Origin of the sequence: Albibacillus kandeliae, from assembly GCF_003116585.1 — a bacterium.
Lineage (GTDB): Bacteria > Pseudomonadota > Alphaproteobacteria > Rhodobacterales > Rhodobacteraceae > Albibacillus > Albibacillus kandeliae.
This window is the reverse complement of record NZ_QEHM01000020.1, coordinates 1-13,877: the sequence shown is the minus strand read 5'-3', so window position 1 is coordinate 13,877 and position 13,877 is coordinate 1. Positions and strand designations below refer to the sequence as shown.

Sequence of the window (13,877 nt, the reverse complement as noted above, 5' to 3'; positions counted from 1 at the left end):
AGCCTGGCGATGAGTCCCGCGCATATCGCTTCTTATAAGTTTCAGAGTTCACGGCTCAGCCTCACACCCCGATGAAAGCTGACCTTTACAGTAGTTCGGCAGCCGGTCAACAAGGGCTCCAAGCGGTCATGCGGCGCTGCGGCGGACCGCGGAACCACCCAGGCGTCGCAACATGGCGCTTCCGGCCCTTAGCTGCCTCTCGGCCCCAAGGCATGCTGCGCAGCGGCGGTTCCTAAAGCTGCCGCTCAATGGAGCCGCAGCGAGAACTTCACTGGTATGCATGCGATGCGATCTTTCATGCCGTTCCCGCATTCCGCAACGCGTGGGCACAAGAGAGCGGCAAAAAAACACGAGGACATCACTGTACCCATGCGCAACTCGGAGTGCGGTCACAAATTGCGCGGGATGGGACTTCGACTGAATTGGATCAAACTTTAGACAAAAGAAAAGTTGAAAGCAATTTGCATAGAGGTCTGGCGCGGGGTCAGCTCAGGTTTTCGTAGGAGTTCCAGAAACCTACCGCAGCGTTTCGGAATGTCTTGAAGTTGGCGAGGTTCCAGCAGACCTGACTGTTGTCCCGAAGAAGCCAGTGTCTCTCATTCGCGCACAGCAGCTTAGATGTGTCGCAGTTGTCTAGCCATTTTATGTAGTTAAGGAACGTTTGGCGATATGTGTTCACATAGTTCTCATTGGGAACATTCCAAAGCATCCCCTCAAGGAAATATGAAGGAGCCACTCCCTCTTCCAACAATTTGCGCTCAATCATGGCGTTGCGCATGTTCTTAAGTGCTCGAATGTTGTACTTGAAGCGGCTGCTCGTACCTTGATGTTTCGTCGTGCAGTTGGCCATGTGTTGCTTCGGATAATTGACGATTTTTATGTTGTCTGTGGTCCAGAAGCAGATGCCTTCGGAGAAGTGGGTGCTATTCGGCACTTCGTATGACCAGTACTTTCTATGTTCGACACAGACCAAAACGTCTGCGTCTCTCCGACTCCCGCTGCCGGGTACGAAGATGGCTTTCTTGCCAGATTTCACACCGGCTCCAAAATTTTTAATCAGCCAAGACAATACCTCTTCCTTGAACTCTTTAAAACTATAGGTGCCGGGGCTCCGGTTTGCATCGTACATAGCTTTATCATCGGCATTCAGTGAGTCGGTGTCAGTGTAGAACGTTGATGTTAAACACATCGTTACATCTACGTCGCTGTCCTTGAATATGTTGGTATCGTTGCCATAAGAACCCTGAAGTGAGGTGCGAAAGCTCTTGGCATAGTACGGCGACGCAGGATCATTAAGTACTTTTGAAATGGCTTCATATGTCGCTGCAGAAGTAACTTTGGCCCCTTGCTGGGACCATTTCTCAAGTTGCGTTTCTGGAATTGTCATCTATTGCCTCTATGTGAGCAGTGCAGCCAGATCAGCCTCATACTTGGCGAACGACTGTGTCCCCCTCTGCATTATTCTATTTAGCTTTTCTTTGTCGCATTCGAATAAGTCTGTCGCCATTTCAGGTTCAGTGAAGTGATCGTTAATCCGAACTGTGCGAACGCCTCGGAACAAGATGGAGCGCAATTGCTCCATCGACTGGGTGTTTATCTCAAGCGTCTTTTGTATCAGCGGTATCGGGGGCACTCTCCCATACCACCATAAGGGGTTCCATACTTTTCTAATTGGAGGGTATTCTCCAACACCAACGCTCAGCACCCGCAGTTGAACCAAGGGCTTTCCAAGCGCGTTGGTTGCGTCAGCAATCGCATAGAGTGACGGGTTGTTTGCGCAGAAACCACCGTCGATCAACTGCACCCTTTCGCCCTTACTCGTGGTTACCGTCTTTTTCTTGAAGAATGGGTAAGCCGAGCACGAGGCTTGGACGGCTTCGGCGATGGTACAGCCAAAGCCGGGCGCGAATGATGATTTACTGCCATGCGCCTGGCTCTTCGAAGTCTTGAAGATCATCGGTCGTTCTTCCATCCACCGGGTGGCGACTATCCCAACTTCGGTCTTGAAGGCGTCGAACCTCTGATCTTTGAAAACCTCTCGCGCCAATTCAGCGAGGGCAGCAGACTTACTGGCAGGCCGGAACCGTCCGACGACGTTGACCACATGCTTGTCGTAGAGACCGATGATCTCGGTTACAGGCTGCCCTAGTGCGAGGAGCGCCGCAATGATGGACCCGGTACTCGTACCATAGATCAGGTCAAAGCGTTCGCACAGCGGAGCGCCACCGAGCATAGCTTCGACCTCTCGGAGAACACCGAGCGTGTAGAAGCCTTTTGCTCCCCCCCCGTCTAGGCTAAGGATTCGGAACTCATTGGCCATACTTTTGTCCTTATATGCCGGACTGACGCTAGCGGCGTGACATATACCATTCAAGCGAAGGCGCTCGTTCCAGCCTGTTCCGCGATACTAGACATCACCCTTCTGCAGCTTGATGTACGAGTGACCTCTTTCGGAGCTGTCGACGGTGCCATGCTGTGCAGCCTCGGGCCGCTTGCCGTCCGAGCTTTGGACGTCACGCACAAGCACCGGTTCGGCGGTCGCCACGATGTTTGCAACCGATAATACAGCGCAACATAGGTACGGACTCTACCGCGAGCATGCTGCGAGGGTTATGAAGACATGCAAAGTAGCACGCAGGAGCTGGACGGTCGCAGGGCAGCGGACGTCCGAAACTCTGTCCTGCCGGTGCCTGATGAACGGGGAGAAGCAATTTGACGGTCAAGCCTAGCCCCTCGCTCCGCAAGCAAATGGAGGAAGCCCTGCTCCGCGAAATCTCGGAAGCATACTTGCTGCCTTTCTTTTCCGGAGCTTCAATTGAAACTACGGCGCTGAAATCCTCTGTGTCTGAGGCTCGAGTGGCGACTAAGACAACGCAGACGATCGCGTTCAAGGTGAATCGGTCAGATCGATACCGCCTTGTGGTCCGTCGCGACCAGCCTTTCGCAGCTGATTCCGACCCGGCGCGAGAGAAGCGTGTTGTCGAAGCTTTCGTCGACGTTCTCGAACGAATGTCCGACGAGCTGAAAGGTCCACTTAAAGACGATCTTCTTTCGACCTTCCAGCGTCGCGTGGTCGCAGAGGCAACGGCAGAGCCGGGCGAGGGCGCGAAGCTGTTGACTGTAATTGATCAACTGGCCCATTGGGCCACGCGCCTATACGAAGGAGCCCCCATCGCGAGTGCGATCGGGATTGATCCAGCCGTTCGCGGAGCCAAATCTTTGCCGCTCGCGAATGTTGCGAAGGAGGACTTCTTCGCGGTTCTGTCAAATGGCTTCGATACGATGCTCACGCTTTCAAGATACCTTAATTTCACGGGGCATGTGGTCCTTGATGCAACGATTTCGACAAAAGGATATTGTCCTTGGCGGCATTCAGCTATCGCTGCTTGGACCGCCCGTGAAACGGGGAGGGTCGCAATTGTTCTAAATCGGCTTGGAGAGATCCTTATCTTTCGGGATGCCCAGCTTTTGTTCGCCAGAAGGAGCGGCAACTGGCACTTTCTGACCCATGGGCCGATCATTCGCCAGATGGGCGTTCCAAAAAACGAGGACATCCGAAAGGCGGTTTACGAAACTGCACTGGATGCGTCTTTTGCGCGCTCGGGCGCCTGCATTGGAGTTATCGCCGCAGGTAGAATAAAGCTGGCTGAAGACACGATTGCGAAGACAGATTGGTTGTCCACGGGCTGTACCGACAAGGCGAAAACAATCGCTCGCATTGTCAACGGGAGGAAGTTTCACGAGCTTGATCGAACGCTTCGCCAAGAACTGGTGGCAATTGATGGGGCAACAGTGATCGATCACGAGGGCAACGTTGTCGCCGTTGGGGCAATCCTGAAGATGAAAGGTGGAAGCACCAGCGGCGGCCGAACTGCTGCAGCCAAGCAGCTTGCTTTGTTGGGGTTGGGTCTCAAGATATCGCAGGATGGTAAGATTTTCGGCTACCGCAGAGACAGCAAGAACCTGAAAGTGGAGAAATTAGCCTTTGAGGTAATGTAGCACGCCCAGTGACGTATGGTGGCCACCGACAACAAGTCGGAAGGCCGACTGGACCAGGAGACCTTTTCTGCTCATCTTGAGAGGGGCTCAACTAGCAGGGAATCCCGCCTAGGTTAGGAAAACTTCGGTCCTGAGCGTACACTTGCTTGCGAAATCGTGACAGGCGAATGACTGCTTTCGTGGTCGCGCTGCGACTGCATTGCCGCGCAGCGAAAGTCGGCTTTCCGCCCTTAGTGTCTAGGCCAGGCTGCATGCTGCGCTTTGCACCGACGTCGCCTAAAGGCTAGCTGGAGTTATTCGCTCGGCCTTACTCGAACGTCAGGTAAGGGATGCTTGCAGGTCTTCGCTGAGAAGGACACGAATGACTGTGATGGGCTTACATCGAACCTTTGCTACAAAATCGACCGACAACAGCTTAGGTCGGTCCCAAGACTTCTGCAGGAGTTCAGGACAACTTCAGGTCGCGAGCTTTGAGCGCGGCTTCCACACGGTTCCGAACCTGCAGCTTCTTGAGGATGTTCGTCATGTAGTGCTTGATCGTCTTCTCCTGTAACTCGAGAGCGCGAGCGATCTCCTTGTTGCTCCGGCCAAAGGCCAGATGGCGCAGAATCTCGGCCTCGCGCTCGGTCAAGTCTTCGACCTCCGGCAGTACGGAAGCGCGGCCCCGGTCCTGTAGCGCCGCCAGAACGCGCCCGGCGAGCGCAGGGGGCACGTAGGAGGATCCTCCCGCAACACCTTGCACAATCTCGGTCAACTCCTCAGCGGAGACGCCCTTGAGGGCGTAACCACGAGCACCAGCTTTCAAAGCCGCGAGCAGGTCGTCATCAGCTTCCGAAGCAGTCAGCATCACGATGGCCACGGCCGGGAAGCGCCGCGCGATCTCGGCGGCTGCTGACAGGCCCGAACCCGGCATGGAGATGTCGAGAAGCGCCACGTCTGGCATATGCGCTTCGACCGCGGCAATCGCCTCATTGGCGCTTCCGGCCTGAGCCACAACTGTGAACCCGCCGTGCTCTTTCAGGGTCAGCACGACGCCGCCCCGGAATAGGGGATGATCGTCTGCCACGACGATATGCACTTGCGATGTCATCTTTCATCCTCCTGGTGCAGCGTCATGGTGAGACGCGTGCCGCCGCGCGGGCAGCTTTCGAAGTCGAAAACCCCGCCGATGCTCTCAATTCGTTCCCGAAGGCCAGGCAGTCCAAGCCCGGTAGCCGTTCGCGTGTTGGGATCAAAGCCGGGACCTTCATCCACTACGAAAATTGAGATACGTCCCGCATTCACCCGTGCATCGATCCGGACGGGCGCCCCGTGTGCATGTCGGAAGGCATTCATTAGCCCCTCCTGCACGAAACGATAGATGCAAATCACGTAAGAATGCGCAACTGGCTGCGAAAGACCTGGGTCATGGCGGAAGAGCCTCTCGACCGTGACACCAGTACGCCGCTCGTGCGCGCGGATTGCGATGTCGAGTGTTTCGGCCACGTTGCGCCCGTCAAGTTCTGGCAGGGTCAGGCCGCTACAGAGATCCCGCACGTCGCACAATGCCTCGTCAAGGCAATCGCGCAGCATACGCGCTTCCTGATCCCCGGGAGGTACCCCAGCGCGCTGCATCAGGGAAGCCAGCCGAAGCGACGCTAGGGCGAGTGCTTGGGCCGGTCCATCGTGCAATTCGGCGCTGACCCGACGCATGTAGCGCTCGTTCGTCTCACTAACCCGTTGAGAGGCACCCTGAACGCGCGCCCGCAGGGCCTCATTCTGAGCGGAAATGCGTGCGAGCTCCTGAAGTTGTAGCGTCAGTCGTCGGGTTTGATCCTCAATTGTGCGGCTGCCGGCGCGCACGATTCCGAACAACGCTAGGAAGGTCATCATAGTAACCCCCCCGACGGTGGCCCAGGCGCGCAAGTGAGCCGCGCGCAAGTCCGCTTCGAGTTCTGTCGCATCAAGATAGAACTCCGCCACTGCGATGACCTCGCCGGTGATAATGGAATGGATCGGGTTATAGACCTCCAGCAGAGGAACTCCGGTCTGGCGTTCGCGCTGACTCTCATCATCTTCGAGCTCGTCAAAGGAAGCATTGAGCTCACCTTGCCAGGCCTGCATCAAGTCATCGCTGGGCGGGAAAACTCGACCTATAAGGTCGTGTTCGCTGCTGAAAGCCAGCACCCCGCCTGGCCGCCAGATCTTGACCGAGATCACGCGGTCTGACAGCGGAGGCCGTTTCAGAAGCGCATCGATCCGCGAAATGGTGCCCGGTGACAGGCGCTCGGCGCTCGCCAACTCTTGCGAAAGAGGCGCGATGAAGCTCTCCATGTAGATGGCGCTGGAAATAGCGGAATTGCGAACTACGCCAGTCTTGATGCTAGCGCTGACCAGACTCCCGATCACTGCCATGCCGAGCAGGGTGACGATGCTGCCGGCGAAGGCAAACCGATGGTGCAAAGGGCAACGAGCAAGCCACGCGAACAATGTCGTGGTGGGCCAGGTCATGTGCCCGTGGCTTATCTGCTGGCTCGTAGTCGTCACGTCCGTCACTCCATTCGCACGTCATGCATGAGGCGACCGCTACGGTCTTAAATCAAGTCTCTTCGGACCAAGGTCCAACCGCGAAGCGGCGAGAAGTCCGAAGATGTCCACGTCGCAGGTCTGATGATCCATGGCAGGGGTCGGGATGCCGTGGCCATGTGCCGGGGTACGGTGCGAAATGATATCAGCCCAGGCACAGCGCCTCGGCAGATGGAGGAACAACCTATGAGAAAGAAGCAGACCAGCGGCATGACAGCCGCCATCCTGACCACATTCGCGCTGTCGTTCACCCCCCTCGTCGCGCAGGCCTCCCCGCTAATGCCGATGTACGGTTTCGTAGCGTTTTCGGACGTGGACGCGCAAATTCTAAGAGTTCGCGCGGACCGCGGCTCAGATGATGGTGCTGATCATGACGTGGGTGACGACAAGGGCGGTCAGCGCGGCGGCAAAGGACGCGGAGCCGATGATGGTGCCGATCACGACGTCGGCGACGACAAGGGTGGTCAGCGCGGCGGCAAAGGGCGCGGAGCCGATGACACGCCGGGAAAAGCCAAGGGTGACGACAAGGGCGGTCGGAAAGGTGGCAAGGGTCGCGGCCGCGATGATGGGCCGAAGCATACCTGAGAACGACTCCTTGGCCTCGGGGTTGCTGCGAAGGCAACCCAGCGAGGCCAAGGTGAGAAGTTGAAGATGGCAAAGTATCGTGTTTGATGAAATGTGCGAAACATTCCACATGACGAATGTAGCCATATGCCGAACGCCTGTAACAAGATCGTGCCACGGATGTCATGATCTCGTGATCACGTATGGAAGACGAAAGCATTGGGTCTAAGGTACCGGATGCAGCCGCGCAGGCGGTCCCAGCGTCAAGGTCCGTTATGTCCGTTTAACATTCGACAAGGCTCCTCGCAAACGACGGCCGCTTTCATCCGCCAGGCAGCAATCGCTCCTTCGCCCGGCAGCTCTCGCACAACTGGATTGCTAGTTCCCAATCCGATGCAGCCTGTTTCTGCTGACCCCTGTGGCTTTTTCTATCCAATTCCGACTTTGCGCAGAAAAAGGGTCCCCCTCCGGTTTCCACCAAAAGGTAAAAAGCTGGAGACCCTCCCCCTCCCCTTTGAGTTGAGATGCGCCCCGCCTGCTTCAGTGGCGTTCATAAGCCCTGAAGCTTGTCCTGCAGCGAACTGATGTTTTAGCTATGCTTCGCGTCATGAGGTAGCCGCCTGAATGGCTGCGGGCGTGTCGGACGGCTTTGCCGGACAGGTCACCGTGCGATATGTTTCAAGAGCTTGGACGGGTGGTCGATGTCCTGGAACCGGACGACCTTTGCCTTGTCGCCGAAGGTGTCTTCGGCGGCCGACTTGATCGGCTCCATATCCGTCAGGTCATGGACCTCGTCGTCGATCGACATAAAGTTCAAGTTCTGGAATTCGCCGAGAACAAACAAGATGTTTTTCGCGCGCGCACACATATCGAACATGCGTGTAATGCGTGGATTGAGAGTGGTGTTGATCTTTGGAATGTTTTCTTCCGGACGTGTTATGCCCTTGCTGAGGCTTTCGCTGGCGAAGTCATGCCAGTTGTAGTGGGCCAACACGAACCGGTTTACCGTGTCCAAAGTGTAGTAGCCCTTGGTTGCGTCCAGATAGGTGTTGAGGTCATCCTGATCGGCGGCATGAATTGCCTGATTTATGTGGTCATAGGATGAGGTGCGGAAGTCGATGCCCTTCTTGTCGCCACGCGTCACGCCCGTGTGCTTTGTGCAGACATGGTGGGTCGGAAGACCTGCCGAGGCGAATTGCAGGTTGACCTCCCTGTTGCGCAGCAGGTTCGCAATGGATTGAGGCGGGAAGAAACCGCTGTCAAAGGGGAGGCTGGGCTGTTTGATGCCGAGCATTTCGGACAGTTGGATTTTCGTGTGGCAGCGGAAGCCCGCAGAAATGATTGCCAGTTCGCCGGTTTGAATGAGATCCAAGAGCTTCATCTGATCACGGTCGCGGCGCTGCTTGTACTCGTTCATCTTTCTCTTGATGAACGGAGCGTCCGGGCGTTCACGCTGGGCCATTTCCATGAGGCCTTCGGCAATCTGAGGGTCTTCTTTTTCCAGCAGCAGGGCTGCATCCCTCAACATTCTAATGTCTTTCTTCTGCATTTGACGTCCCGGACCTGCTCGCATGTGACTTCCAGTATCCGATATTCCCCAAGTAACTTGTTTTCTGACGCGAAGATCGCGTGACGATGGCTGCGGAGCAAGCGTTTTCCACCTCGACCGGTGTCTGCGGTTGCGGAAACACCACGGATCAGTCGGATCGAGCCGCGAGTCATCGCCATGCTGGCGCGGCAGCCATGTCTTTCGGTGCGGCGGACGGACTTCTCCCGCCGCTTTCGTTGAGTTTGGATGCGGACCACTGTCACATGCATGCCGGTGGCGCTCGAAGTCGGCGGATGGCGGCAAGGACGACGCGCACCATCGGGCCAGTGACCGCGACTTCGGCCAGTTGGAAGGTGACGGCGCGGGCGTCGCGCACGACGCGGGCGCCCATCTTGATCAGTTTCAGCTGCAGGCTGGTCAGCGACCAGTCGACCATCGCCTCGGGCAGTTCGATGCACCGTAGGAAGGCGGCCTGATTGTAGGCCCGTGCGTGAAGTTGCAGCCGAACCTTGTTGTCGCGGAGGGGCTCCCGTCCTCCCGGCATTCCGCCTGCCCTATGCTCCCGCCTGCCAGCCGACAGGCGTATCCCCGTAATGGACCGCGGCTGCCTTTGGCTGCTGCGTGGGCCCGACCATGCGATCGAGGGCCTGGCCGAGGGCGGTGGAGGCGGCCCCGACGGTCCGGCCGTTCACCGACCAGCCGTGGGCGCGCAGCACATCGCTGATGGTCTTGTCCCCGATGCAGACCATGTCGACGAGAGCGCGGTCCGGGATGGCCGAGCGGGTGCCCCGGTCCGAGGGCTGGACGCGACGGACCTCCAGCGCGATGCCCGGGCCGATCTTTCGGTGCAGGCGATCGATCTCCTGCCGGTCCTGCATGAGCGCATCGATGAAGGCCCCGCTCTGCCCGGTCCCGCCCGTGCGCGTGCGGGTGAAGGAGGAGCCTCGGATACCGGCCGAGGCGTGCCGCTCCACCAGGTCGCGGTAGTGCCGCCCCATGGCCACCTGTGTCTCGGTGAAGGGCGCGGGCTTCTTCCGCTTGGCCGCCGCCACCCGCATGACATCGAAGGCATCGGCATGGCGCAGCGCCGCCCGACCGAGGTAGCCCGCGTCCTTGGCCACGTAGCCGTCCCGGCCATCGGGGTAGAGCTTCTGCGGGCGCACCACCTGGTAGGCGCCCCGCGCCGGCGCCTCGGGGATCTCCGGCCCACAGTCGTCCGGCACCACGCCCCGGGCCTTTACCGCCCCGATCCGCGCCGCCTCCGCCGCCGCCTGCGCCCGCGCTCGTTCCCGGGCCTCCCGGAACCCCTTTGGATCGTGGTAGCTCATGTCTCGCTCTCCTTCTGTTCTGCTGTCGCCTGTTCTGTCTCGTCCTGCGCCCTGGCAGCCCGTGCCGCCTCGCCCTCGTCCACCAGCCGGGAGACCCGGTCGCGCTCGGCGAGGTAGACCCGCCGCCAGCCGAGCTCCGAGGGTGAGGCCACCTCCCGCGCCATGCGGTCCTCGACCAGGCGCAGCTTGTCCCGGTTGGCCTCCGCCTCCCGCCGGATCATCAGCCCCACCCGCGAGGGCGGCACCTTGTAACGCTGGAAGTAGCGGTAGCTCTCAACCAGCGTGCCCTCCGCCCGCGCCTGCGGCCCGGCCCGCGAGCGGAACCAGCGCAGCAGCCCCTCGAGCTCCTCGATCGGGCGCGGCTCGATCGCCTCCGCATGCCCGATCACCATGGCCTTGCTCGGCCAGATGTCGTGGTCCTTGCCCCGCCCCTTCGGCAGCAGCAGGTCCCTCAAGGCCCGCAGCCCGTCGTCGGAGAGATAGGCGAGGTGGTCGCAGAGGCTCGCGAGCTCCGCCTCCTGCTTCTCCACCGTCACCCCGCGTGCCCGCCGGAACCCCGCCTCCTGCAGCGGGGTCACCAGCAACCGGCGCACCCTGCCCCGCTTGCTCTCGGGCTTGGGGCTTCCCCTGGAGCAGGTCTTCACTCCTGCCCCGCTCTCCACGGGGGCTGTCCTCTCCATCCCGGGCACTGGTCTCATCACCTGTCTCCCTTTCTCAGCCTGTTGGTTCCCCTGCCTCATCCCTGCCCTCCGGTCGGACTTATCCCCAGCGTCCGGGGCGGTTCCGCCCCCGGACGGGGTCCTGTCCTTTTCCTTGTCATTTCGTTTCCTTTCCTGTCAGCGCGGACAGAACAGGACTGTCCGGGACTGTCTTTTTCTGTCCTTGTGACAGAATGGGACAGACTTGGGTGGGTCTCAGAAGCCGGTGCTCATGCGCTCCAGCGCCTCGCGCACGAGGGCTTCGGTGCGGTTGCGCCCGCTGTGGTTCGTCAGGAACCAGCGATCGAGCCGGGCGATCAGGCTCTCGTCGGCGGCCATGCGGGAGGTGCCGCCAACCTTCAGGATCTGCAGCTTCAGCCGCTCGTAGCGCTTGCGCTCGCGCGCCATCTCGGTGGCCTCGATGTAGCGCTGCCGCCGACCGAGCGCCTTCACCGACATCTCCTGCACCACCGGGTGCGCCCAGCGGATCTCGCCGGCGCAGTTGCAGAGCTCCCACTTGTGCAGCGGCGTGATCTCTCGCTTCAGCAGGCTCTGCCAATGCGCCAGGTCCAGCCCCAGCAGGCGCGACAGCAGCCGGTCATCGGTCGGCAGGGTCCCGACCGGCGCCTCGTTCTGGGCCACCATGAAGAGGTCGAAGCCGTAGGCGCGCACCTCCGGGTCCGCCAGCAGGCGGAAGCTGCTGGTGAGCCAGCGGTTGTGGTGGAACTCAACGAAGTAGTGGCTCTCGAGCCTCTCTCCGGGCTCGATCGGGTAGTCCGGGATCGTGCCGATATCGACCGCGCGCAGCGTGGCCTTCGGCGCCTCGTTCTGGGTGCGGTTCGCGCGCTCGGTGCTCTCGGGAGACCCGGCCATCATTGCAGTCCTCTTGAGAGGGTTGTCTCATCGACCCCCTCGAAGGCCACCGCGCTGGCGACATGACGCGCGCGCGCGAAGTCCCAGCTGATGCGGGTGAAGCCGCGATGAGGATGATCAGCGCGATGGGGAAGCCCGCCCGTCTGCCGAGCCGCCCACCACGCCCGGAGGCCGCCATCCGCTGGGCCGATGTCCACGTTGGGTGCAGCGGCCCGGTCAGCTGCTGGCACGAGCGCGGCCCCTGCTCCGACTAGGCGCGATCGGACAGCGTCAGTGCGCGCGATCTCTTCGGACGCGGTACACGGCGCGATCAGCAGGGTGATGGTCTCTGGTCCCCGCAAGCCGAGGCAGAGGCGAATGTCATCTCCGACCCGCGCATGGGGGAACGGACCATTGGGCCAGACCACCGCGGTAATCTCGCCCGCGAGGATCGCGCCCACGAGGTTCGGCTGCACGGCATAGGCGATCATCCCTGCGCGCCCCCGACCCCCGGCTCGTCCCAGGGCATCGCCGGCAGCGTCACCCATTCGCTCGAGGCCACCAGGCTCGAATGGCTGATCGCCGTCGGAACCCGCACCGAGACCCGGCCCGGCCGCGCACCCGCCACGCGCGGGAACTGCGCCCGCCCGAGGGAGGACTTGGCGATCACCGCCGTCCCCGGTGCCTGGCAGAGCGGCTTCCTCAGCGGCGGGCGCCCCAGCAGGTCGATTTCATCGGCCATGAACGGCGCTCCGGTTGCACAATAGGCATTCTAAGACGGTTGCGGGACGCGCGCCCTGCCCCGGTTCCATCACGCGGCCCTCTGCACGGCATCCGCGAAGAAGGCCGGGGCCTCGGGGTCGGTCAGCAGGACGAGCAGCGCGATATGGCTCGCGGGCGCAGTGACCGCGCCCCACCAGTTCAGCGCCGTCTGGAAGCTCACGTCGCAGAACAGCGCCACCTCCCGCGGGCTGGCAAAGCGCGCATGGAAGTAGGCCGACCAGAGCTCCGCCGCATGCACCTTCAGCCCGTATGGCTCAAACCGGTTAGAGCAAGACCTTTGCGACCCGCCCTGCGCAGCCTCCCCGCATGGAACCCCATTGTTCACGATCAGCGTCAGACGAGGCCGCATCATGCCGCCGCCTCCGTCTCGCTTCCGCGCTCTCCCGCCGGCGGCGGGTTCTTCGCCATGTAGGTCCGGATCTTGTCGAGCGTCCGTTGCGTCGGGCTGCTCTCATCGCGCTCCCAGCGCGCCCAGGTCAGGCCGCCCCCGGCGCCCGCCTTCTGAACGATCGTCGAGGGCTTCACCCCCACCCCTGCCGCGTAAGCGCGGACTTCTGCCATGAACTGCTCCATAGATGTTTGATAGTAGTTTTTGTCTACCATCGTCAACAAATATTACCAAAGCGCGAACCACTGCTCAGTAGTATTCTAAGACCATGAACGAGCAGCGAATAATCGAGCCATTCCTCATCCGCCTCAAAGAGCGGATAGACTCCGACCCAAACTTAACGGCGGCTTCGCTTTCGGTGAAGGCCGGGCTGAGCAATGCCGCGATACGGCACTGGCTAAACGGAGACAGCAAGAGCCCGACGATCGAGTCCGCTCGCAAAGTATGCGCCGCCCTGGGGACGACGCTCGAGGAATTCATGAGTGAGGCCCGAACCCCAGAAGAAAAAGAGATAGTTCGCCTAGCGCTCCAACTACCCGCCCCCCTACTTCGCGAACTTCTTGGCTACGGTCGAGGACTAGCCGCTGCGGCCGGTCAGACTCAACCGCAAGAGCCTGAAGAAAAAGAATGATCTCGCGATCCGTCATGTGTAGTTCCTATTCTCCCACCCGATTGCACAACGACCCAACCGCCCGCCCTTAAACATGACCGAAGCGGGGCGATTCAGTGCAAGGCCGGATCCCCGTGCGCCTTAAGGCACCAACTCAAGCACGATCAATCGCACCGCGATCATCTCCCCAAAGCGGGCCGGGCTTGAAGAAAACCAACAACCCAAAAGACTCCACTGACAGTTCTCAAGCACCTCACGTCTAGACGAACGCTTGCTCGTAGTAGTTTTCTACTATTATGATATTGACATAGTACTTTTTGTCGATATCCTCAACCCCCATCAACCTGATGGAGGATTGAATGCAAGACGACAGGAAAGCGGTGCTGAGCGGTGCGCGTCACGTGGCGCTCACGCCCGAGGACTACCTCGATGACCCGGCCCAGTTCGTGGCCGCCTGGGCCGCCATGAAGGCCGGGCGCGGACAGGGCTTCGACCCGGCCCGGCTGCGCCCCATGCACATCATCGTTCCGCCCGGCCCCGC

General features: G+C 60.1%; 15 protein-coding genes and 2 pseudogenes. 3 read left to right on the top strand and 14 right to left on the bottom strand.

Going from position 1 to position 13,877, the window contains the following annotated elements:
• Positions 1 to 484: 484 nt before the first annotated feature.
• Together DDT93_RS26170 and DDT93_RS26165 are read right to left on the bottom strand one after the other, a co-directional pair.
• The gene (locus DDT93_RS26170; RefSeq protein WP_157960312.1) at positions 485 to 1,387 is read right to left on the bottom strand and encodes a nucleotidyltransferase domain-containing protein; all 903 of its coding nucleotides are present in this window, start codon (positions 1,385 to 1,387) and stop codon (positions 485 to 487) included.
• 9 nt (positions 1,388 to 1,396) lie between these two features.
• On the bottom strand, positions 1,397 to 2,320 hold the full coding sequence (locus DDT93_RS26165; RefSeq protein ID WP_109468874.1) for a patatin-like phospholipase family protein: 924 nt from the start codon (positions 2,318 to 2,320) through the stop codon (positions 1,397 to 1,399).
• A 392-nt stretch (positions 2,321 to 2,712) separates the two neighbouring features.
• On the opposite strand from DDT93_RS26165, the gene DDT93_RS26160 reads away from it, so the two are divergent.
• Positions 2,713 to 3,999: a hypothetical protein gene (locus DDT93_RS26160; protein ID WP_232825585.1), complete on the top strand. Its 1,287-nt coding sequence runs from the start codon at positions 2,713 to 2,715 to the stop codon at positions 3,997 to 3,999.
• Between the two features lie 445 nt (positions 4,000 to 4,444).
• Here DDT93_RS26160 and DDT93_RS26155 read toward each other — a convergent pair whose 3' ends face one another.
• From DDT93_RS26155 to DDT93_RS26100, 12 genes and pseudogenes are all read right to left on the bottom strand, one after another.
• Entirely contained in the window at positions 4,445 to 5,089 is a 645-nt protein-coding gene (locus DDT93_RS26155) for a response regulator (RefSeq protein ID WP_109468873.1), read from the bottom strand.
• Positions 5,086 to 6,489, bottom strand: a complete 1,404-nt coding sequence (locus DDT93_RS26150) for a sensor histidine kinase (RefSeq protein WP_157960311.1) — start codon at positions 6,487 to 6,489, stop codon at positions 5,086 to 5,088. The genes DDT93_RS26155 and DDT93_RS26150 overlap by 4 nt, the downstream gene beginning before the upstream one ends.
• A gap of 426 nt (positions 6,490 to 6,915) precedes the next feature.
• Positions 6,916 to 7,143 (bottom strand): hypothetical protein, encoded by a 228-nt coding sequence (locus DDT93_RS26145; protein ID WP_109468871.1) that lies wholly within the window; start codon positions 7,141 to 7,143, stop codon positions 6,916 to 6,918.
• A gap of 646 nt (positions 7,144 to 7,789) precedes the next feature.
• Positions 7,790 to 8,677 (bottom strand): hypothetical protein, encoded by an 888-nt coding sequence (locus DDT93_RS26140; RefSeq protein ID WP_157960310.1) that lies wholly within the window; start codon positions 8,675 to 8,677, stop codon positions 7,790 to 7,792.
• Positions 8,678 to 8,936: 259 nt separating this feature from the next.
• A pseudogene (locus DDT93_RS26135) lies at positions 8,937 to 9,197 on the bottom strand (transposase); the annotation flags it as partial.
• Positions 9,198 to 9,231: 34 nt separating this feature from the next.
• The gene (locus DDT93_RS26130; protein WP_109468869.1) at positions 9,232 to 10,005 is read right to left on the bottom strand and encodes a hypothetical protein; all 774 of its coding nucleotides are present in this window, start codon (positions 10,003 to 10,005) and stop codon (positions 9,232 to 9,234) included.
• Positions 10,002 to 10,703 (bottom strand): hypothetical protein, encoded by a 702-nt coding sequence (locus DDT93_RS26660; RefSeq protein WP_157960309.1) that lies wholly within the window; start codon positions 10,701 to 10,703, stop codon positions 10,002 to 10,004. The genes DDT93_RS26130 and DDT93_RS26660 overlap by 4 nt, the downstream gene beginning before the upstream one ends.
• 216 nt (positions 10,704 to 10,919) lie before the next feature.
• Positions 10,920 to 11,576 (bottom strand): hypothetical protein, encoded by a 657-nt coding sequence (locus DDT93_RS26120; RefSeq protein WP_109468867.1) that lies wholly within the window; start codon positions 11,574 to 11,576, stop codon positions 10,920 to 10,922.
• Positions 11,576 to 12,046, bottom strand: coding sequence for a hypothetical protein (locus DDT93_RS26115; RefSeq protein ID WP_109468866.1), 471 nt, complete (start codon positions 12,044 to 12,046; stop codon positions 11,576 to 11,578). The genes DDT93_RS26120 and DDT93_RS26115 overlap by 1 nt, the downstream gene beginning before the upstream one ends.
• Positions 12,043 to 12,297: a hypothetical protein gene (locus tag DDT93_RS26110; RefSeq protein WP_109468865.1), complete on the bottom strand. Its 255-nt coding sequence runs from the start codon at positions 12,295 to 12,297 to the stop codon at positions 12,043 to 12,045. Before DDT93_RS26110 ends, DDT93_RS26115 begins: the two co-directional genes overlap by 4 nt.
• A 69-nt stretch (positions 12,298 to 12,366) precedes the next feature.
• Complete coding sequence (locus DDT93_RS27015) at positions 12,367 to 12,576, bottom strand: hypothetical protein (protein WP_232825584.1); 210 nt, start codon at positions 12,574 to 12,576, stop codon at positions 12,367 to 12,369.
• Positions 12,577 to 12,686: 110 nt separating this feature from the next.
• The gene (locus DDT93_RS26100) at positions 12,687 to 12,899 is read right to left on the bottom strand and encodes a helix-turn-helix domain-containing protein (protein ID WP_232825583.1); all 213 of its coding nucleotides are present in this window, start codon (positions 12,897 to 12,899) and stop codon (positions 12,687 to 12,689) included.
• Positions 12,900 to 12,994: 95 nt separating this feature from the next.
• On the opposite strand from DDT93_RS26100, the gene DDT93_RS26095 reads away from it, so the two are divergent.
• On the top strand, positions 12,995 to 13,357 hold the full coding sequence (locus DDT93_RS26095) for a helix-turn-helix domain-containing protein (RefSeq protein WP_109468862.1): 363 nt from the start codon (positions 12,995 to 12,997) through the stop codon (positions 13,355 to 13,357).
• Positions 13,358 to 13,695: 338 nt separating this feature from the next.
• A pseudogene (locus DDT93_RS26090) lies at positions 13,696 to 13,877 on the top strand (hypothetical protein); the annotation flags it as partial.

What these genes read in the sequence shown, in the direction of transcription:
- DDT93_RS26170 (WP_157960312.1), bottom strand. Translation starts at nt 1,387, where the DNA reads ATGACAATTCCAGAAACGCAACTTGAGAAATGGTCCCAGCAAGGGGCC.
- DDT93_RS26165 (WP_109468874.1), bottom strand. Translation starts at nt 2,320, where the DNA reads ATGGCCAATGAGTTCCGAATCCTTAGCCTAGACGGGGGGGGAGCAAAA.
- DDT93_RS26155 (WP_109468873.1), bottom strand. Translation starts at nt 5,089, where the DNA reads ATGACATCGCAAGTGCATATCGTCGTGGCAGACGATCATCCCCTATTC.
- DDT93_RS26150 (WP_157960311.1), bottom strand. Translation starts at nt 6,489, where the DNA reads ATGACCTGGCCCACCACGACATTGTTCGCGTGGCTTGCTCGTTGCCCT.
- DDT93_RS26145 (WP_109468871.1), bottom strand. Translation starts at nt 7,143, where the DNA reads ATGCTTCGGCCCATCATCGCGGCCGCGACCCTTGCCACCTTTCCGACC.
- DDT93_RS26140 (WP_157960310.1), bottom strand. Translation starts at nt 8,677, where the DNA reads ATGCAGAAGAAAGACATTAGAATGTTGAGGGATGCAGCCCTGCTGCTG.
- DDT93_RS26130 (WP_109468869.1), bottom strand. Translation starts at nt 10,005, where the DNA reads ATGAGCTACCACGATCCAAAGGGGTTCCGGGAGGCCCGGGAACGAGCG.
- DDT93_RS26660 (WP_157960309.1), bottom strand. Translation starts at nt 10,703, where the DNA reads ATGAGACCAGTGCCCGGGATGGAGAGGACAGCCCCCGTGGAGAGCGGG.
- DDT93_RS26120 (WP_109468867.1), bottom strand. Translation starts at nt 11,576, where the DNA reads ATGGCCGGGTCTCCCGAGAGCACCGAGCGCGCGAACCGCACCCAGAAC.
- DDT93_RS26115 (WP_109468866.1), bottom strand. Translation starts at nt 12,046, where the DNA reads ATGATCGCCTATGCCGTGCAGCCGAACCTCGTGGGCGCGATCCTCGCG.
- DDT93_RS26110 (WP_109468865.1), bottom strand. Translation starts at nt 12,297, where the DNA reads ATGGCCGATGAAATCGACCTGCTGGGGCGCCCGCCGCTGAGGAAGCCG.
- DDT93_RS26100 (WP_232825583.1), bottom strand. Translation starts at nt 12,899, where the DNA reads ATGGCAGAAGTCCGCGCTTACGCGGCAGGGGTGGGGGTGAAGCCCTCG.
- DDT93_RS26095 (WP_109468862.1), top strand. Translation starts at nt 12,995, where the DNA reads ATGAACGAGCAGCGAATAATCGAGCCATTCCTCATCCGCCTCAAAGAG.